This window comes from Rhizobium laguerreae, assembly GCF_019778565.1.
GTDB lineage: Bacteria > Pseudomonadota > Alphaproteobacteria > Rhizobiales > Rhizobiaceae > Rhizobium > Rhizobium laguerreae.
Genome location: NZ_JAAXQT010000011.1, coordinates 1 through 19,091 on the forward strand (window position 1 = coordinate 1; position 19,091 = coordinate 19,091).

Genomic DNA, 19,091 nt, shown 5'->3' on the forward strand with positions numbered 1-19,091 from the left:
CGCCGTCGAGCAGGCGCAGGCAAAGGGCATCGACGTCGTCGGCCCGATCTCGGCCGATACGGTGTTTGCCCGCGCCTATAACGGCGCCTTCGATCTTGTCATCGCCCAGTATCACGATCAGGGCCATATCCCGATCAAGCTCGTCGCCTTCGATACGGCGGTCAACGTCTCGCTCGGCCTGCCGATCGACCGCGTCTCGGTCGATCACGGCACCGCCTTCGACATTGCCGGCACCGGCAAAGCCAACCACGTCAACATGCTCTCGGCCATCGCCTATGCCAGGCTGATGGCCCGCTCGCCGCGGCAGAGAGCGTGATCGCGGCTTCCAGTAAGACCGACAGGCGCCGATCGCCGACACAACGATGTCGAACTTTGTTATGACACCTCATAGCAGAACCGGACTCTGTCGTTCAGGAACGTCACGCCGTTGACGCGCAAGCATTCCGCGCCTACATAGCTAGACAGTCTAGCTAGGAGCGGAATCGATGGAATGGCAACTGCAGGACGCCAAGAACCAATTTTCGAAGGTCGTGCAGAAGGCCCGACAAGAAGGGCCACAGGTGGTGACCGTGCGGGGCGAGCGCACCGCCGTCGTTCTGTCCGCCCGCGACTACGATGCCTTGCGCGCCGGTAGGCCGACCCTCGTCGACGACCTGCTCGGTGGCCCCGCCTGGGACGATGAGTTCGCCGATGCGGTCGAAGCACGCAACAAGACTCCGAGCCGCGACGTCGCCTTCTGATGTATCTGGTCGACACCAACATCGTCTCGGGGGCGCGACGCGGCACGCCGCAGGCGGTCTCCTGGCTGCGCTCCATCGATCCGCTCACCATCCACCTGAGCGCGCTGACGCTTGGCGAGATCATGCGCGGCATTGCCCTCAAACAGAAGTCGGATCCGAAGACCGCGGCCCATCTCACCGAGTGGCTGCGCAAGCTGCGTTATGATCATGGCGACCGGATCCTGCCGGTGACCGACGAGATCGCCGTCGAATGGAGCCACATCGCCGCCATCCGGCCGCGTGGCGATATCGACGGGCTGATCGCCGCAACCGCAATCGTCCATGATCTGATTGTCGTCACTCGCAATGTCGGCGATTTCGACGACACCGGTGCAGCGGTGATAAATCCATGGGAGACGGACGCGTGAGCAGTCGAGGCAGCCACCTCCTCGTTTAAAATGGCCTCCTGTGCAGTGTGACCAAGCCCCATCTGTCCGGCGTTTTGATCGGCTCTGCGAAACGTTGATTGCACCGCCAACCCATCACATGCCGAACAAACGGCGATCCCAGAAAACCGGTTGGTGAAGGCTTGTCGTGATCGACGGGAATTCCGGGTGGGCCGGATTGATCAGCACGTTGCGGTCGACGCGGGCGACGACGCTTGGCACCAACAGGATGGCGCTGCGCTTTTCCTGGCACCACCGCTCGCCGAAAGTCTTGCTGACGTTTGCCGGCATGCAGTCCCAGCCGGGCAGCGCGGGCTCGGAGAAGACCTCGTAGCTTAGCCCCCGCGGTAGGGTGATCGTGACATAGTGCTGGTTGGGCGGCAGCCGCCCGCTGCCATGGACGAGCTTTTCGAGCAGCGCCGTCGAATAGTGCTCGCTCGTATAGATGATCGGGCTGCCCGAAGTGTTCCACCGCCCCGGCGCGATGGTCGAGCCGGTGGCGTCGAAGATCGGATAGGTTCCATGGGGATCTCCGATGCGGATGGATGTCAGCGTTCGGTCGAGATGCTGTGCGCTCACGCAGCACTGCCGTATTTCAGGCTTCCGAGGATATCGAGCACGAGCTCGCCACCGATCTCGCTCTGGATGACCACGTCGATCGGCCGCCTGTCCTCCAGCATTGCATGCGGGCGAAACAGGAAATCACGTGCCTCGGTCTCGGTCTGCCAGACATCGAGTGCCGATCCCCAGACACGCGCGAGGCGGGCGAGTTTTATGCCCTCGTCGGAAGAGAGCCGATGCTTGGATTTGCGCCGCTCATAGGTGGCCTTCGGAACGAGCCTATATTTGAACTGGGTATCATCAGGCGCCAGAAGCAGCGCCATGCGATCAAGCGCCTTGACCGGCAAGCCTTCCTCGATGCTGGAGAGCAGGCCAAAGGCGGAACGCGACGCCGGTTCCCTGGCGGGCAGTCCGAGAACGTCGGCGATGACTGCAAATCCCGTCATGGCAAAGCTCCTTTTCACTTGAGGTTATATTTAGCCTCAAGTGAGCAAATGTTCAAGAGTGCCATTCAGACACGCGGGAGGCCTTGTCATATCCTGGAAGCGTCAGCGTTTCGGTGCCCGCACTGAACGGCTTTCAGTTTCGCCCCAGCTGCAGCCGACGGAAAATCCGCTCGATCTGGGCAACAGCGGCAAAAAAGACGATGCCGGAGAAAGAGGCGAGCACGACGGCGGCAAAGAGCCTTTCCGCCTGATAGTTGAATGTCGACTGGATGATGACGGCCCCGAGCCCCTGGTTCGAACCGATCCACTCCCCGACGATCGCGCCGATCACACAGGTGGTTGCAGAAATGCGCAGCGACGCAAAAAGCAAGGGGGCAGATCGTGGCGCGCGCAGGCGCCAGAACGTCTCCCACCCGCTCGCCGAAAGCACATGCATCAGGTCAAGCTCGCTCGTCGTCGCCAGATTGAGGCCCCGGGCCGTATTCACCAGGGTTGGGAAGAAGCAGATGAGAGCGGCGATGATGACTTTTGGCAGCATACCGAGGCCGAAGATGAGGATGATGATCGGCGCAAGCGCCAGCACGGGGATGGTGTTGAAGAGCAGGACAACGGGAAAATAGGCGGCCTGGAACCGCGGATTATAGACAAAGGCAATTGCCATGATCACGGCGAGACTGTTGCCCAGGAGGAAGCCGAGGCCCGCCTCACCCCATGTCGGGATCGCATTCGACAGAAGGAAGCGCCATTCCGTTCCGAGCGTACGCAGGATCGCCAGCGGTGTTGGAACGATATAGCTGGGAATACCGAGCGCCGGCACCAGCCATTGCCAGGCGAGAAGCAGCGAGAGGGCGCCGATAACAGGAAGGCCGATTGCCTCGGTGAGGGATAGCCGACGATGCGTCATGCAGCCGAACTCCCCTGCTGCAGCAATTGGCGCAGATGGGCTGCGGTCTCCTGGACATCGAGGCTCTCGCGCCGACAGAGGCCACGCTCGTCCTTCAGCGGTGCAAGGTCGATCAGCGCCTGGACGCGGCCCGGATTGGCCGCCAGGACCAGCACGCGTCCGCCGAGATAGATCGCCTCGATGACGCTGTGGGTCACGAAAAGGATGGTCGTACCGGTCCGGCGCCAGACGTCCAAAAGCTCGTCGTTCAGTCGTTCGCGCGTGATCTCGTCGAGCGCACCGAAGGGCTCGTCCATGAGCAGGATATCCGGCTCGCATTGAAGCGCGCGCGCTATGGCGACGCGTTGGCGCTGGCCCCCTGACAGTTGGTGCGGGTACCGATCGGCCAGATGCGACAGGCCGACCAGTTCAATCCAATGGTCGGGCCGCGGATCGACCGATCGCGAGACGCTGTTCTTCCCCACCTGCAGCGGCAACGCGACATTCTCCCTCACGGTCCGCCAGGGCAACAGCGTCGCGTCCTGAAAGACGAAGGCGACCTCGCGGCGCCGGCGCGCCTCCGACGCCGTTCTGCCGAGCACCGCCAGCTGCCCGTCAAGCGGCGGGAGAAGATCCGCCACCGCCCGCAGCAAGGTCGACTTGCCGCAGCCGGAAGGGCCGAGAATGGTCAAAAACTCGCCCCTGCCGACGCTGAGGTCGACGCCGGACAGAATGCGGGTCGTCTCGCCGGCGCCGGCATAACCGACAGCCAGATCCTTGGTTTCGATGGCCGCTGCTTCAGGCAAATCCGCTCTCACGCAATCTTCGGACGGTCGTCCGCCGTCATGTCGAGGATCCTGGTCGTATAGCAGTCCTCCAGCTTCGGCGCGCCGCTCTTGAACTGACCGATCTTGTCGTAGACGGAAATCTGCTCGGCAAGCGCGGCCGGATCGAAGCTGCCCCAACCATCCTTGCCGGTCGCTGCGTCGAAGCTCAGCGACAGGATGCGCGGCACCGTCTTCAGCTCTACGGCAAGGTCGAGCTGCGGATAGGCTTCCACCGTCAGTTTGACCGCCTCTTCAGGATGTTCATGCGTCCAGGCCCAGCCCTTGGCGACGGCACGCAGCACCTTTGCCAGTGTCTCGGCATGGCCGCTCACGGCATCGTCGGTGGCAAAATAGACATTGGCGTAGGAGGGCAGGCCCGTGTCCTTCATCATCAGATCGATGCGGTCGGGACCGATGATGGAAAGCGCCTGCGTGTTGGTGATCCACCCGGTGACTGCATCGACCTGGCCGGTCATCAGCGGCGTCATGTCGAAGCCGATATTGGTGATGGTCAGGCTCGATGGATCGATATCGTTCTTCAGCAGGATGGCATCGAGCACATAACGGGCTGTCGGCTGGATGCCGATGCGCTTGCCGACCATATCCTTGACGGTGCGGATCGGCGCCTTCGGCAGCGAATAGAAGGCGAAAGGCGCCATGCGGAAACCGCAGGCGAAGATCCTGATCGGCACGCCGGATGAACGGGCCAGAAGAAGCTGTGCCGAATCCGAGAACTGTCCGAGCTGCGCATCACCCGTGATCACGGGCGGCACCGTCGCCGAATTGGGACCGCCTGGGGAAAACTCGACGTCGAGACCCTCGGCCTGGAACAGTCCCCGCTTGACTGCGACGATATCGCCGATCTGTCCGTTGCTCATCAGCCAGTCATATTTAATGACGACCTTGGATGCGGCGGCTTTCGAGTGACGCGGCACGAACACGCTGATCCCTGCCGTCGCTGCAGCAAGGGCAAAGGCTCCGCCCTTCAGGACGGTACGCCTGCCGACCACGATTTGTTTGTCATCCCCGCTCATTTGCTTGCCTTTCCCCTTGTTGGATTGTTGGACGACCGGCCGATTGCGCTCGCTATTGCGGATCGATGTCACCGATCGGGCCGCCTGCGGACCACGCATAGATTTCCCAGAGATTGTCGTCAGGATCGGCGAAATAGACGCATCGCGCGTTCCAGACATAATCCTGCGGCGGCGCGTGGAAGAGCACGCCCGCAGCTTTCAGCTCCGCATAGGCAGCATCGACCTGCTCTGGCGAGGCGAGCTCGATGGCCGCGCAGGCCTTGTGCGCACCTGGAGGGGCACGGCGGCTTGAGACACCGGTATTCTCGGCAATATGCTCGATCTCCCACAGCGCCAATGTCACGCCCGCCCCTTTGAAATCGGCAAAGCCGGGAGCCCGGCGGCGAGGTTTGAAGCCAAGACGCTCGACATAGAAAGCCGATGCTTTGTCGATATCCTCGACCAGGAAGCAAATGTCGGTAATCGGATTGGTTTGGGCAAAAGCGGTCATATGGGCCTCCTGATGGGAAATGCCTCGCAGACCGCAGCCTCAAGAGATTTCAAATTCGTGCGGTTGTCTTTCGCAAAGCTGCTGATCTGTCATCGGCAAGAGCCGGCTCAAAGACGGACCGAACGCTGGTATTCTTTCGGCGTCGCCCCGATCAGACGACGAAAGACGCTGGAGAAATGCGCCTGGCTGGAAAAGCCCGTGGCATAAGCGATGTTTGCAAGCGTCTCCTTGCCATCGGCGAGGTAAAGCCGTGCTCGTTCGATCCTGCGTTCGAGAACGAAGCGGTGCGGCGCCATGCCGGCCGCCCGTTTGAATTCCCGGCTGAAGTGAAAGGGGCTCATATGGGCCACGCTGGCCAGCTCCTCGACACTCAGATCGGATTTGCCAAGCAGGTTCTCGATGTAATCGATCACACGCCGGAGATTGTCCGATGTCAGCGGACGGTCGCCGGCTTCAGGTTTGGCGCCCAGCAGTTTTACGACGCAGCAGGCGAGCGCCATCCCCAGATGCTGCATCAAAAGCAGGTCGGCGCGCCCGCTCTTCTCGGCGGCAAATGCGAGGGAGAGTGCGACCTGCAGCGTTGTCGGATCAGTCGTCGCGCTGAGCGCGTCACTATCCCAATGCTCGGGATCGAAGCGAGAGCCGCCAATGCCGCTGTAGAGCGCAGGGGACTGGAAGATCGAAATATAATCCGCCGCATCGCCATCGACTTCGAGGACCGTGGCGGCCGGTTGAAATCCCAGGGTGAACGGCGGCCTCTCAATTTTGCGGAACGCCCCGCTTCCAAGCCGATAGGCATATTTGCCGTGCGCGGTGCGGTTGATCGAAATTCTATGAAGGGAGCCCCTCGAAACCATTTGCCCCGCGGCGCTGCGATAGGTCTCGACGATCATGTCGCGGTGAACGAAGGCCTTGTAGCCTCCGAGGGATGGCCGGCTTATTGAGAAAATCTGCGGGTCTATATCTGGCATTGTTTCATTCTCCCTGGCAGCTGAGAGGCAAGTTGCGCGCCAAGTGGAGCGAAGCTTCGCGCTAGATATCAACATCGCAGCATAAAACCCGACGGTGCCCAGAAAATCGTGATCTTACGCCTGCTGTCGCGCCACACAGCACCGCGGCCTGGCAGGAGTTCGCCTTCGGCAAATTTGGTCGCATGCGCAAGAATTATGCAGTGCATGTTCTTCTGATCTGTGGCTGCAGACCCATCTGACCGCTCCGAAAACCGCCAGGCTTCCGAAATCATTCCCGGTCGCGGGAAACCGCGGCTCAGGGATGAGCTTTCGTTCCGTCCACTCTTTCCCCCGGAGATCGTTCTTTTGGAAATTCGTTCCTATCCATCCGCATTAATCCATTTAATCTATAGACATTATTAATTGGGAGAGAAATTGCGATGAGTATCGAAAAGTCTGAAAACGGTCTCGGAAGACGAGATCTACTGAAACTGTCTGCCGCGGCCGGGGTCGCCGTCGCCGGTGCATCCCTCATCGGGCAGAAGCCGGCTTTTGCCGCCGGCGAAGAACTGTCGCTGAAAGGCAAGCGCATCGCCATCAGCGCAACCGGCACCGATCACTTCTTCGACCTGCAGGCCTATAATGCCCAGATCGAGGAGGTAAAGCGCCTCGGCGGAGAGCCGATCGCCGTCGATGCCGGACGCAACGACGGCAAGCTGGTCTCGCAATTGCAGACGCTGATTGCCCAGAAGCCGGACGCGATCGTTCAAATCCTCGGTACGCTCAGCGTCATCGATCCCTGGCTGAAGAAGGCACGCGATGCCGGAATCCCGGTTCTGACCGTCGACGTCGGCTCGACCAATTCGATCAACAACACCACCTCCGACAATTGGGGGATCGGCAAGGATCTGGCGCTGCAGCTCGTCTCCGATATCGGCGGCGAAGGAAATATCGTCGTCTTCAACGGCTTCTACGGCGTAACCCCCTGCGCGATCCGCTACGACCAGTTGGTCAATGTAGTCAAATATTTCCCGAAGGTGAAAATCCTCCAGCCGGAACTGCGCGACGTCATCCCGAATACCGTGCAGGACGCCTTCACGCAGATTACGGCCATCCTCAACAAATATCCGGAAAAGGGTTCGATCAAGGCGATCTGGTCGGCCTGGGACATTCCGCAGCTTGGCGCGACCCAGGCCCTTGAAGCCGCTGGGCGAACCGAGATCCGCTCCTACGGCGTCGACGGCAGCCCGGAAGTGCTGCAGCTCATCGCCGATCCGAATTCGCCGGCCGGCGCCGATGTCGCCCAGCAGCCGGCGGAAATCGGCCGCACCGCCATCCGCAACGTCGCCAAGCTGCTCGCCGGCCAGACGCTGCCGCGCGAAACCTATGTTCCGGCCCTGCTCGCCAACAAGACCAATGTCGGCGAAGTCACCAAGAAACTCGGCATCGGCTGACATCTGAACACGAGCGATTCGGCCATGCCGGATCGCTCGGAATCTCTGTGCCTGGAGAAATCGATATGACGGCCATTTCGTTGAAGCAACCGGTGTCGGCACGCGACGACATCATCCGCCTTGAAGGCATCGTCAAGCATTTTGGCGGCGCGCAGGCGCTTGCCGGTGCGTCGCTGATCGTCAGGCGCGGCACCATCCACGGTCTCGTCGGCCAGAACGGCGCCGGCAAGTCGACGCTGATCAAGTTGCTGGCCGGTCTTCATCAGCCCGATGGCGGCCGGATCGAGATCGAAGGGCAAACATTCGACAGGCTGACACCGCATCTTGCCGAAGAGCTCGGTATCCACTTCGTTCACCAGGATCGACTGCTGGTGCCGACCTTCACCGTCGGCGAAGCCCTGTTCCTTGGCCGGGAACCGCGGATATCGGGCACGCCGTTCCTCGATCGCCGACTGATGCAGCGCCGGACATCTGACATTCTCAACGACTATTTCGGTATCCGGTTGCCGAACGCCGCCTTGATCGGCGAATTGTCGACGGCCGAAAAGCAGATCGTGCAAATCACCCGCGCCCTCCTCAATCAGCCGAAGGTGCTCGTCTTCGACGAGCCGACGGCCGCATTGGTGCGCCGCGAGGCCGATATCCTTTTCCGGCTGATCCGCCGTCTGCGCGACGAAGGCGTCACCATCATCTATATCTCGCATTACCTGAACGAAGTCGAAGAGCTCTGCGACCACGTCACCGTGCTGCGCAACGGGCTCGACGTGGCCTCCCTGCCGATCGGGGAGACTTCCGCCGGTGCGATTGCCCGGCTGATGGTCGAGCGCGACATCAAGGAAATGTTTCCGAAGCCGCAAGTGACGCCCGGCGAAGACATCCTCAAGGTCGAGCAGCTGTCGGCGCCGGGGAAATATAGCGACATCAGTTTCACGCTTCGCCGCGGCGAGGTGCTCGGCCTTACCGGCCTGCTCGGCTCCGGCGCAAAGGAGCTGGTCCGCGCGCTCTTCGGTCTGGAGACCCCGGCTTCCGGCCATATCGAGATCAACGGCAAGGCTGCCCGTTTCACCAATCCCACCCAGGCGGCCGGCCGCGAAATCGCCCTAGTGCCGGAAGATCGACGTCGCCATGGCGTCGCGCTCGACCTCAGCGTCGCGGAAAATATCAGCCTTTCGAGCCTTGGCCGCTTCACGCGTTTCGGCTTTCTCGATCGCAGGCGCGAACAGAGACAAGTCGACGCTCTGATTTCGCGGCTGCAGGTGAAGACCAATGGGCGAGATGCTCTGCTGCGTACGCTTTCGGGCGGCAACCAGCAGAAGGTGGCCATCGCCAAGTGGCTGAGCCGCCGTTCCGAGGTCTATCTGCTCGACGAGCCGACGGTCGGCGTTGATATCGGCTCCAAGGTCGAGATCTACACGCTGATCGGCGAACTCGCGTCGCGCGGCGCCGGCGTCATCGTGCTGTCTTCGGATCTGCCCGAACTGATCGGCATCACCGATCGCATCCTGGTGCTCTTCCGCGGCCGCGTGGCGCGGGAATTCATCTCGTCGGAGACCACGGCAGATGCGGTGCTGGCTCAATCGACCGGATCATCCGAGGGACAACGCCATGTCGGCTGAAGTGGAATTCGCGCCTTCCGGTTTTTCCGCTGCCGAACTGCCTCCCCGGCCGGCCGGCAATATTGCAGCTGCGGCATTGCGCTTCGGATCGCTGATCGCATTTGCCGCCATCCTGATCATTTTTTCGCTGACCGCACCCTATTTCCTCAGCATCGGCAATATCGGCAACGTGCTCGGCCAATCGGCCATCTCAGGTGTGCTTGCCATCGGTCTGACGATCGTGCTGATCGCCGGCGGCTCCAATGTCGTCACCGGCGGGATCGACCTGTCGCTCGCGGCCAATATGGGCCTGAGCGCCGCCGTCTACGCGAGCCTGACACAGTTCGGCTACGGCGATGCGACGGCGGTTGCCGCTGCGATCCTCACCGGCGCGTTGATCGGCACGGTCAATGCCATTGCCGTCGTCTATGCCGGCATCGTGCCGCTGCTGGCCACGCTGGCCGTCATGAACGTCGTCGCCGGCCTGGAATTGGTGCTGACCGGCAATACCGTCCTGCCGGCTTCGACGCCATTCCTGTCGGCGCTCTCGGCCTCGGACGCTTTCGGCATCCCGGTTCTCGCCTATGTGCTCCTCGCCTTCACGGCCATCACCACGGCGATCGTGCAATATACGCCGCTCGGCCTGCGTCTCTATGCCGTCGGTGAATTTCCGGATGCAGCGCGTGCCGCGGGTCTGCCGCTTCGACGGCTACTCGCCGGCGCCTTCGTCGCCAGCGGCGTCTCCGGCGGCATCGCCGGCATCCTGTGGGTTTCCTATCTGAGCGGCAGCACGACCGGCGCCGGCGAGATGCTGTTGCCGGTCGTCGTGACGGCCCTACTCGGCTCGGTCTTTTCGCGCCGGCTGGTTCCAACGGTCACCGGGACGCTGCTTTCGGCCCTTTTGGTCGGCTTCCTGGTTAACGGTTTCCAGCTGCTGAACATTTCGAGCACGCTGGTCAGCGGCGTCCAGGGTGTGCTCATTCTCATCGTCGTTTCCGCGACCACGCTGCTGCGCCGGCAGGAGGCCTGACCATGTCGCTCCAGACCCCTCCCCTCGCCACCATAGGCTTGCCGCGTCTGATCGCCGGCGGCCTGGTGCGCTATGGGCTGATCCTCGCCCTGATTGCGGTGTTTGCCGCCTTTTCCGCGGCAACGCCGACGTTCCTGACGCCCGCGAACTTGCAGAGCATCCTGGTCAACAATTTCACGCTGCTTGCCATCGTCTCCATCGCCATGACCTTCGCCGTCGCGTCGGGCGGCATCGATCTTTCGGTGGGAACGGCAATGGATTTTGCCAGCTTCGCCTTCGTTTCGCTCGTCCTCGCCGGACAGCCGGTGGCAGTCGCCGCACTCGCGGGACTGGCCGCCGGAGCGTTCGTCGGGGCCTTCAACGCGCTCTTGATTTCAGGGATCGGTGTGTCGCCGTTCCTCGCCACGCTCGGCACGCTGTTCATCGGCCGCAGCGTGCAGCAGCTGCTGACCAATGGCGGCAATCCGGTCTATCTGCCGCCGAACGGCGTGCCGGAAGCCTTCCGTTTCCTCGGCCATGGGACGATTGCCGGCTTTCCGGTACCGCTTGCCGCTGCCATCGTCGTCATCGCGGCGGCTGCCGTTGTCTTTGCCCGCACGCGCTTCGGCCGCGTCATCCTGTCGATCGGCATCCAGCCGGGCGTCGTGCGCTATTCCGGCATCGCCGCGCCGGCCCATGTCGCGGTGACTTTCATGCTGGTCGGGTTGATCGCGGCAATCGCCGGACTGATCCTGACGGCAACCGTCACCACCTACATCCCCTCCTCGGGCAATGCCTTCCTGCTGAATGCGATCGGCGCGACCTTCATCGGCACGACGCTCAGCCCGCTCGGACGGCCGAATGTGGGCGGGACCGTTCTCGGCGCGCTGCTGCTCAGCATCGTCGCCAATGGGCTGCTGCTGACCGATCTGAACTTCTATTGGCAGCAGGTCGGCACGGGAACGCTGATCTTCGCCGTGCTCGCCCTCAGCTTCATCAACAGAAAGGCCGCCGGCGCCGCTTAAGAGAAGTTGCGTCTCCTCGGAAGCGGTTCTATCCCGCCGAGGCGTCCGAAATCATTCTGGATACGGCATTCTTCCAGCCGATGATCTTGCCCTGCCGCTCGGTCTCATCCATCGAAGGGCTGAAGCGGCGGTCGCAGGTCCAGGCTTTCGCAAAATCCCGCTTGCCGGGCCAGATGCCGGCTTTCGAGCCGGCAAGCCAGGCTGCGCCGAGCGCCGTCGTCTCGCGGATCGCCGAGCGGTCGACAGGGTTTCCGGTCATGTCGGCTAGGCACTGCATAGTCCAATCCGAATCCGCCATGCCGCCATCAACGCGCAGCACCGTTTCCAGCTGGTTGGCGCCCCAGTCCTTCTTCATCGCCACCAGCAGGTCGAGCGTCTGGTAGGCGACGGATTCAAGCACGGCGCGGGCGAATTCCGCCGGCCCGCTGTTTCGCGTCAGACCGAAGATCGCGCCGCGCGCGGCCGGATCCCAGTAAGGGGCGCCGAGGCCGGTGAAGGCCGGAACGATATAGACCTGCTGCCCGGGATCGGCCTTGGCCGCAAGCACTCCTGCCTCGGATGCCTGACCGATGATGCCGAGGCCGTCGCGCAGCCATTGCACGGCAGCACCGGCGATGAAGATCGAACCTTCGAGCGCATAGGTCGTCTCGCCGTCGAGCCGGCAGGCGATCGTCGTCAGCATCCGGTTGGAGGAGGAAACACGATCCCGGCCGGTATTCAACAGAGCAAAGCAGCCGGTGCCATAGGTGGATTTCATCATCCCGGCCTCGAAGCAGGCATTGCCCATCGCCGCAGCCTGCTGGTCGCCGGCGACACCGAGGATCGGAAGCTCCGCACCGAACATAGCCTTGTCGACGCGGCCGAAATCATCGGCGCATTCCCTGACGTCAGGAAGCATGGCGGCCGGAATGCGGAGGATGCCCAGAAGCTCTTCGTCCCAGGCACCGTCGTCGATATTGTAGAGCAGCGTTCTCGACGCATTGGTCGCATCGGTGGCATGCACGCGGCCGCCAGTCAGATTGTAGATCAGCCAGCTGTCGATCGTGCCGAAGCAGACATCGCCCACTTCCGCCTTCTCACGCAGGCCATCGACATTGTCGAGCAGCCAGCGCAGCTTCGTTCCGGAGAAATAGGGGTCGAGCAGCAGCCCGGTCTTGGCGCTGAACAGCTTCTCGTAGCCGTCGGCCTTCAGGCTCTCGCACATTTCTGCAGTGCGCCTGTCCTGCCAGACGATCGCGCGGTGAAGTGGCTCTCCTGACCCGCGGTCCCAGACGACCGCCGTCTCGCGCTGGTTGGTGATGCCGATCGCGGTGATATCGGCCGCATCAAGTCCAGCGTCGGCGATCGCCTTGCGCACAGTATCGACGACGGATCGCCAGATTTCGGCGGCGTCGTGCTCCACCCATCCGGGCTGCGGATAATACTGGGTGATCTCCGCCTGCGCCGAGCCGGCCATTTTCATGTCGCCATCGAAGATGATGGCGCGCGACGATGTCGTGCCCTGGTCGATTGAAAGAATATAGCCGCTCATATCCGTCTCCGGCTCGCACGAAACCGCTCCGCCTGCAGAGGGTCGGCAGGACGCGGACGTTTCATGAGAGAAAGATTGTGGGTGCCACCGGCTTGTTGCCGGTGGCAGGAAGTGATGGCCGGAAGCCTCGTCGCTTCCGGCCGGGTCCGCCTTACTTCTTCTGCCAGCTCTTGACGAGTTCGTCGTAGTTGACAGTGACCGGCTTGTCCTTCTCGTTCTCGACCTTCAGCTGCGGGGCAAGGTTGCCGTTCTTCACCGCATCCGCGTTCCAATAGGCGAGATCATGCTCCTCGGCGAGTTTCGGGCCAATGTCGCCCTGGACCTTGGCGCGTTCCAGGCGCTGCAGCACCTTTTCCTGTTCGGCGCAGAGCGAGTCCATCGCCCCCTGCGCCGTCTTGGCGCCGGAAGAGGCATCACCAATCGCCTGCCACCAAAGCTGAGCGAGCTTCGGATAGTCAGGAACGTTCGTACCGGTCGGCGACCACTGCAGGCGGGCGGGCGAACGATAGAATTCGATCAGGCCGCCGAGCTTCGGCGCACGATCGGTGAAGGACTTGTGATCCAGCGTCGACTGGCGAATGAAGGTCAGGCCCATGTGGCTCTTCTTCACGTCGACGGTCTTCGAGGTGACGAACTGGGCATAGAGCCAGGCCGCCTTTGCGCGGTCGTCAGGCGTGGACTTCATCAGCGTCCACGAACCGGCGTCCTGATAGCCGAGCTTCATGCCGTCCTTCCAGTAGACACCATGCGGGCTCGGTGCGAAACGCCATTTCGGCGTGCCGTCCGCATTGACGACCGGCAGGCCTTCCTTGACGAAATCGGCTGTGAAGGCCGTGTAGGTGAACATCTGCTGGGCGACTTCGCCCTGCGATGGGACCGGGCCGGACTCGGAGAAGGTCATGCCCTGGGCGGCAGCCGGTGCATAGGCCTTCATCCAGTCCAGATATTTCTGGATGGAATAGACCGCAGCAGGGCCGTTGGTATCGCCGCCGCGCGCGACGCACGAGCCGACCGGACGGGAGTTCTCGTCGACCTTGATGCCCCATTCATCGACCGGCTTGCCGTTCGGGATGCCCTTGTCGCCGTTGCCGGCCATAGACAGCCAGGCATCGGTGAAGCGCCATCCGAGCGATGGGTCCTTCTTGCCGTAGTCCATATGACCGAAGACCTTCTTGCCGTCGATCTCGCGGCCGGTGAAGAACTCGGCAATATCCTCATAGGCCGACCAGTTGACCGGCACGCCGAGATCGTAGCCGTACTTCGCCTTGAAGTCCGCCTTGTTCTTCTCGTCGTTGAACCAGTCGTAACGGAACCAATAGAGGTTCGCGAACTGCTGGTCAGGCAGCTGGTAGAGCTTGCCGTCAGGCGCCGTGGTGAAGGACTTGCCGATGAAGTCGTCGATGTCGAGGCCGGGATTGGTGACATCCTTGCCTTCGTTGGCCATCCAGTCGGTCAGCGAGCGGGCCTGCTGATAGCGCCAATGGGTGCCGATCAGGTCGCTATCGTTGATATAGGCGTCATAGATGTTTTCGCCCGATTGCATCTGCGTCTGCAGCTTCTCGACCACGTCGCCTTCGCCGATGAGGTCGTGCGTGATTTTGATGCCGGTGATCGCCGTGAAGGCGGGCGCCAGCACCTTCGATTCGTATTCATGGGTCGTGATAGTTTCGGACACGACCTTGATGTCCAGGCCGGCGAAAGGCTTTGCAGCATCAACGAACCACTGCATTTCCTTTTCCTGGTCGGCGCGCGGAAGCGCCGAGAGATCACCGACTTCCTTGTCGAGGAACGTCTTGGCCTCGTCCATGCCGGCATAAGCCGATGCTGTCATTGCCAGCAGCAAGCCTGCTGTCGTCGTCAATAAGTGCCTTCGCATAATATCCTCCCAGGGTTTGCGATTGCAGTCACGTCTCAGGCGGCCGGTACCCCCGGCCATCTGTCTTCTCCTTGCCGTCACACGTAGCGGAAGACGCCGATGGCGTAGACCACGGAGATGGCGAGAGCCCACCACAGGTTGGGCCCACCGAGCCCAAGCCATGCAAGATGAATGAAAGCGCTGCCCAGCAGCGAAATGAAGAGCCGGTCGCCGCGCGTCGTCTCGAAACGCAGCACGCCCGTGCGCGGCGAGCCGCCCGGCGAAAAATATTCCCAGACACTCATGGCGATCAGAAGCGCCAGGATCGTCAGGAAGAACAGCGTTGTCGGCAGCGTCCAGGCCATCCAGGAAAAATTCATGACCGTCTCCTCCTCAAACGCGCCCGAGCGCGAAGCCCTTGGCGATGTAGTTGCGGACGAAATAGATGACGAGTGCGCCCGGAATGATGGTGAGCACGCCGGCAGCCGCCAGCACGCCCCAGTCCATGCCCGAGGCGGACACCGTTCGCGTCATGATCGCCGAGATCGGCTTTGCCGCCGTCGTCGTCAGCGTGCGGGCAAGCAGCAGCTCGACCCACGAAAACATGAAGCAGAAGAAGCCCGCGACACCGACGCCACTGGCGATCAGCGGAATGAAGATCTTGATGAAGAAACGCGGGAAGGAATAACCGTCGATATAGGCGGTCTCGTCGATCTCCTTCGGCACACCGGACATGAAACCTTCGAGGATCCAGACGGCGAGCGGCACGTTGAACAGGCAATGGGCGAGCGCCACGGCAATGTGGGTGTCGATCAGGCCGAAGGCCGAATAGAGCTGGAAGAACGGCAGCGCGAAGACCGCCGGCGGCGCCATGCGGTTGGTCAGCAGCCAGAAGAACAGGTGTTTGTCGCCGAGGAAGCGGTAGCGCGAGAAGGCATAGGCTGCCGGCAGCGCCGCCGCGACCGAGATCACCGTGTTCATCACCACATAGATGATCGAGTTGATATAGCCGTTATACCAGGACGGGTCGGTAAAGATGACTGTGTAGTTACGCAGCGTCGGGTTCGTCGGCCAGAGCGAGAAGGCGCCGGTGATTTCGGAATTCTCCTTGAAGCTCATATTGACGAGCCAGTAGATCGGCAGGATCAGGAAGATGATATAGATCGTCGGAACGAGCCAGGAGAGGCTGCCTGCAGGTTTGTATTTGTTGCTCATATCTCGCCCTCCCTTAGCTCGCGTCGCTGCTGGTCATCACGGTGTAGAACACCCATGAGAGCAGCAGGATGATGAGGAAGTAGATGATCGACATTGCCGCCGCCGGACCAAGATCGAATTGGCCGACGGCCGTCTTCACGAGGTCGATGGACAGGAAGGTCGTCGAGTTGCCAGGCCCGCCGCCGGTGACCACGAAAGGCTCGGTATAGATCATGAAACTGTCCATGAAGCGCAGGAGCACGGCAATCAGCAGTACCCGCTTCATCTTCGGCAGCTGGATGTAGCGGAAGACGGACCAGCGCGAGGCGCCGTCGATCTTGGCGGCCTGGTAATAGGCGTCCGGGATCGACACCAGGCCCGCATAGCAAAGCAGCACGACGAGGCTTGTCCAGTGCCAGACATCCATGACGATAACCGTCACCCAGGCATCGATGGGATCGCGGACATAATTATAGTCGAGGCCGATGGCTTCGAGCGTGTGGCCGAGCAAGCCGATATCGACGCGCCCGAAGACCTGCCAGATGGTGCCGACGACGTTCCACGGAATGAGCAGCGGCAGCGCCATCAGCACCAGGCAGACGGGAACGCCCGGTCCTGATTTCGGCATATTGAGCGCGATGAAGATGCCAAGCGGAATCTCCAGCGCCAGGATGATGAAGGAGAAAAGCAGATTTCGCTGTAGCGATTCCCAGAAGCGGTCGGAATGCAGGGTCTGGACGAACCAGTCGGTACCGGCCCAGAAGAACTCGTTATTGCCGAACGTATCCTGCACTGAATAATTGACGACGGTCATCAGCGGGATGACGGCCGAAAACGCCACGAGCAGCAGCACCGGCAGGACCAGAAACCAGGCTTTGTTATTCCACGTCTTCTGCATGGCTCAGGCCTCCCTGCCGACACGCCAACTGTCGGCGTAGATGCTGATGGCGGACGGATCGAAGGTGACGCGGGCGTCCGCGGGAATGTCGGCGTCTTCAGCCACGACGATGGCGATCGGCTGGCCGGCAAAGCGGGCGCGCACAATCTTCTGCCGGCCGATATCCTCGACCTTGCTGATCGTGACCTGCATGCCCTCCCGTCCGAGACGAATGAATTCGGGACGGATTCCGAGTTCGGTTTTGGCCGTGCCTGACGTCTTCGGTGCGTAATCGAGCGTCAGGGTCTCGTCTCCGACCTTGACCGCGCGGCCCTCGATCCTGGCCGGCATGAAATTCATGCCCGGCGAACCGATGAAATAACCGACGAAGGTGTGGCTCGGCCGCTCGAAAAGCTCGGCCGGCGTGCCGATCTGGACGATCTGGCCGTCATACATGACGACGACCTTTTCGGCGAAGGTCAGCGCCTCGGTCTGGTCGTGGGTGACATAGACCATGGTGAAGCCGAACTGCTTGTGCAGCCGCTTCAGCTGCGAACGCAGCACCCATTTCATATGCGGATCGATGACGGTCAGCGGCTCGTCGAACAGAATGGCGTTGACGTCGTTGCGCACCAGTCCGCGGCCGAGCGAGATCTTCTGCTTCTGATCGGCGGTCAGGCCCTGCGCCTTGCGCCTGGCCCAACCGGCAAGATCGATCATTTCGAGGATATCGCGGACACGCCGGTCGACATCCGCCTCGGCCACACCGCGGTTGCGCAGGGGAAAGGCGAGATTGTCGTAAACGGTCATCGTGTCGTAGATGACGGGAAACTGGAAGACCTGGGCGATGTTGCGGCTCTGCGTCGAAAGGTTCGTGACATCGTTGCCGTCGAACAGGATGCGGCCGTGCGAGGGCTGCAGCAGGCCGGAGATGATGTTGAGCAGCGTGGTCTTTCCACAGCCGGAAGGGCCGAGCAGCGCATAGGCGCCGCCATCGTTCCATTCGTGGTCGACTTCCTTCAGCGAATAATCCTTGTCGGACTTCGGATTGGCGCCGTAGGCGTGGCGGATATGGTCGAGCGTGATGCGTGCCATTGTGCTCTCCTATACCTTTCCGGCCGCGGCGATGGCGCGGCCGTCGCTGCCGAAGGCCATCAGGTGGCGGGTGTCAAGAAAGGCCTCAACCTCCATGTCGGGATCAATGTCGTGAATGCCATGCGCCAGCATCACCCAGCGCACACCGTCATATTCCAGGTGAACGAAGCTCTCCGAGCCGGTGATTTCGGAAACCAGCGTGCGCGCCTGCAGGCGGGCCGCGTCGCCGGTCTGCGGCGCAAGGCCGAGATGATGCGGGTGAAAGGCGATGGTGACGGGACCATCCGGCACGATGGCCAGATGCGAGGGAACTGAGATCGTCACCCCGCTCGGGCGCGTGAAGACATTGCCGGATTTCGTGACGTCGAGGGCGTTCAGCGGTGGATCGGCGAAAATGCCGGCGGTGGCGAGATCGACGGGTCGGCGATAGACCTCGATCGTCGGCCCGAACTGGGTCACCCGGCCCTGGTTCAGCGTTGCCGTATTGCCGCCAAGCAGCAGCGCCTCGGAAGGCTCGGTCGTCGCATAGACGAAGATCGCCCCGGATTGGGCAAAGATCTTCGGCAGTTCCTCGCGCAGTTCCTCGCGCAGCTTGTAATCGAGATTGGCGAGTGGCTCGTCCATCAGCACGAGGCTGGCATTCTTGACGAGAGCGCGCGCAAGCGCCGTGCGCTGTTGCTGGCCGCCGGACAGATTGAGCGGGGTGCGATCGAGATAGGGCGTGAGCTTCAGCAGCTCGGCCGCCTTGCGCACCTCACTGTCGATCGTGGCGGCATCCTTGCCCGATATGCGCATCGGCGAGGCGATGTTGTCGTAAACGGTCAGCGCCGGATAGTTGATGAACTGCTGGTAGACCATGGCAACGTTGCGCTTCTGCACCGGCATGCCGGTGACGTCAGTGCCGTCGAAATGGATGGAGCCGCCGGTCGGCCGGTCAAGCCCCGCCATCAGCCGCATCAGAGAGGTCTTACCCGCGAGCGTCGGCCCGAGCAGGACGTTCAGCGTGCCCCGCTCGAGAACCAGATCGGTCGGATAGATATGATAGTCCGCGCCCACCATCTTGGCGGCGTTTCGCAGTTCCAGCATTCCGATTCCCGTGC

General features: G+C 61.8%; 21 protein-coding genes. 7 read left to right on the forward strand and 14 right to left on the reverse strand.

The annotated features are described in order from the left end of the window. The 3 genes from HFO71_RS28545 to HFO71_RS28555 all read left to right on the forward strand — a co-directional run. On the forward strand, positions 1 to 316 hold a 316-nt coding region (locus HFO71_RS28545; RefSeq protein ID WP_221988750.1), incomplete at its 5' end, for a 4-hydroxythreonine-4-phosphate dehydrogenase PdxA. A gap of 169 nt (positions 317 to 485) precedes the next feature. Next, complete coding sequence (locus HFO71_RS28550; protein WP_011649626.1) at positions 486 to 740, forward strand: type II toxin-antitoxin system Phd/YefM family antitoxin; 255 nt, start codon at positions 486 to 488, stop codon at positions 738 to 740. Next, complete coding sequence (locus tag HFO71_RS28555; RefSeq protein WP_131641761.1) at positions 740 to 1,147, forward strand: type II toxin-antitoxin system VapC family toxin; 408 nt, start codon at positions 740 to 742, stop codon at positions 1,145 to 1,147. Before HFO71_RS28550 ends, HFO71_RS28555 begins: the two co-directional genes overlap by 1 nt. Before the next feature lie 114 nt (positions 1,148 to 1,261). Here HFO71_RS28555 and HFO71_RS28560 read toward each other — a convergent pair whose 3' ends face one another. From HFO71_RS28560 to HFO71_RS28590, 7 genes are all read right to left on the reverse strand, one after another. Next, positions 1,262 to 1,744, reverse strand: a complete 483-nt coding sequence (locus HFO71_RS28560) for an RES family NAD+ phosphorylase (protein ID WP_131641762.1) — start codon at positions 1,742 to 1,744, stop codon at positions 1,262 to 1,264. Beyond that, on the reverse strand, positions 1,741 to 2,172 hold the full coding sequence (locus HFO71_RS28565; protein ID WP_077979717.1) for an antitoxin Xre-like helix-turn-helix domain-containing protein: 432 nt from the start codon (positions 2,170 to 2,172) through the stop codon (positions 1,741 to 1,743). Before HFO71_RS28565 ends, HFO71_RS28560 begins: the two co-directional genes overlap by 4 nt. A gap of 133 nt (positions 2,173 to 2,305) precedes the next feature. Further along, entirely contained in the window at positions 2,306 to 3,076 is a 771-nt protein-coding gene (locus tag HFO71_RS28570) for an ABC transporter permease (RefSeq protein WP_077979718.1), read from the reverse strand. Further along, on the reverse strand, positions 3,073 to 3,861 hold the full coding sequence (locus tag HFO71_RS28575; protein WP_077979719.1) for an ABC transporter ATP-binding protein: 789 nt from the start codon (positions 3,859 to 3,861) through the stop codon (positions 3,073 to 3,075). Before HFO71_RS28575 ends, HFO71_RS28570 begins: the two co-directional genes overlap by 4 nt. Positions 3,862 to 3,869: 8 nt before the next feature. Then, positions 3,870 to 4,916 (reverse strand): ABC transporter substrate-binding protein, encoded by a 1,047-nt coding sequence (locus tag HFO71_RS28580; RefSeq protein ID WP_077979854.1) that lies wholly within the window; start codon positions 4,914 to 4,916, stop codon positions 3,870 to 3,872. Positions 4,917 to 4,968: 52 nt separating this feature from the next. Continuing rightward, positions 4,969 to 5,406, reverse strand: coding sequence for a VOC family protein (locus HFO71_RS28585; protein ID WP_003549520.1), 438 nt, complete (start codon positions 5,404 to 5,406; stop codon positions 4,969 to 4,971). Between the two features lie 107 nt (positions 5,407 to 5,513). Further along, positions 5,514 to 6,377, reverse strand: a complete 864-nt coding sequence (locus HFO71_RS28590) for a helix-turn-helix domain-containing protein (protein ID WP_077979720.1) — start codon at positions 6,375 to 6,377, stop codon at positions 5,514 to 5,516. Between the two features lie 419 nt (positions 6,378 to 6,796). Here HFO71_RS28590 and HFO71_RS28595 point away from each other — a divergent pair, with 419 nt between their 5' ends. From HFO71_RS28595 to HFO71_RS28610, 4 genes are all read left to right on the forward strand, one after another. After that, complete coding sequence (locus HFO71_RS28595; protein ID WP_221969030.1) at positions 6,797 to 7,810, forward strand: sugar ABC transporter substrate-binding protein; 1,014 nt, start codon at positions 6,797 to 6,799, stop codon at positions 7,808 to 7,810. 65 nt (positions 7,811 to 7,875) lie between these two features. Further along, positions 7,876 to 9,426 (forward strand): sugar ABC transporter ATP-binding protein, encoded by a 1,551-nt coding sequence (locus HFO71_RS28600; RefSeq protein WP_221988751.1) that lies wholly within the window; start codon positions 7,876 to 7,878, stop codon positions 9,424 to 9,426. Next, positions 9,416 to 10,435, forward strand: coding sequence for an ABC transporter permease (locus tag HFO71_RS28605; protein WP_170269360.1), 1,020 nt, complete (start codon positions 9,416 to 9,418; stop codon positions 10,433 to 10,435). Before HFO71_RS28600 ends, HFO71_RS28605 begins: the two co-directional genes overlap by 11 nt. A 2-nt stretch (positions 10,436 to 10,437) precedes the next feature. Next, entirely contained in the window at positions 10,438 to 11,439 is a 1,002-nt protein-coding gene (locus HFO71_RS28610; protein ID WP_131665604.1) for an ABC transporter permease, read from the forward strand. Between the two features lie 28 nt (positions 11,440 to 11,467). Here the strand turns inward: HFO71_RS28610 and glpK are convergent, their stop codons facing one another. From glpK to HFO71_RS28645, 7 genes are all read right to left on the reverse strand, one after another. After that, the gene (glpK, locus tag HFO71_RS28615) at positions 11,468 to 12,970 is read right to left on the reverse strand and encodes a glycerol kinase GlpK (protein ID WP_131641767.1); all 1,503 of its coding nucleotides are present in this window, start codon (positions 12,968 to 12,970) and stop codon (positions 11,468 to 11,470) included. 151 nt (positions 12,971 to 13,121) lie between these two features. Continuing rightward, positions 13,122 to 14,846, reverse strand: coding sequence for an ABC transporter substrate-binding protein (locus HFO71_RS28620; protein ID WP_017957583.1), 1,725 nt, complete (start codon positions 14,844 to 14,846; stop codon positions 13,122 to 13,124). 77 nt (positions 14,847 to 14,923) lie between these two features. Then, positions 14,924 to 15,205, reverse strand: a complete 282-nt coding sequence (locus HFO71_RS28625; RefSeq protein ID WP_003549529.1) for a DUF2160 domain-containing protein — start codon at positions 15,203 to 15,205, stop codon at positions 14,924 to 14,926. A 13-nt stretch (positions 15,206 to 15,218) separates the two neighbouring features. Continuing rightward, positions 15,219 to 16,040, reverse strand: a complete 822-nt coding sequence (locus HFO71_RS28630) for a carbohydrate ABC transporter permease (RefSeq protein WP_017957584.1) — start codon at positions 16,038 to 16,040, stop codon at positions 15,219 to 15,221. Between the two features lie 13 nt (positions 16,041 to 16,053). Beyond that, positions 16,054 to 16,917 (reverse strand): carbohydrate ABC transporter permease, encoded by an 864-nt coding sequence (locus tag HFO71_RS28635; protein WP_017957585.1) that lies wholly within the window; start codon positions 16,915 to 16,917, stop codon positions 16,054 to 16,056. A gap of 3 nt (positions 16,918 to 16,920) precedes the next feature. Then, entirely contained in the window at positions 16,921 to 17,991 is a 1,071-nt protein-coding gene (locus HFO71_RS28640; protein WP_077979727.1) for an ABC transporter ATP-binding protein, read from the reverse strand. A gap of 9 nt (positions 17,992 to 18,000) precedes the next feature. After that, complete coding sequence (locus HFO71_RS28645; RefSeq protein ID WP_077979728.1) at positions 18,001 to 19,077, reverse strand: ABC transporter ATP-binding protein; 1,077 nt, start codon at positions 19,075 to 19,077, stop codon at positions 18,001 to 18,003. Between the last annotated feature and the right edge of the window lie 14 nt (positions 19,078 to 19,091).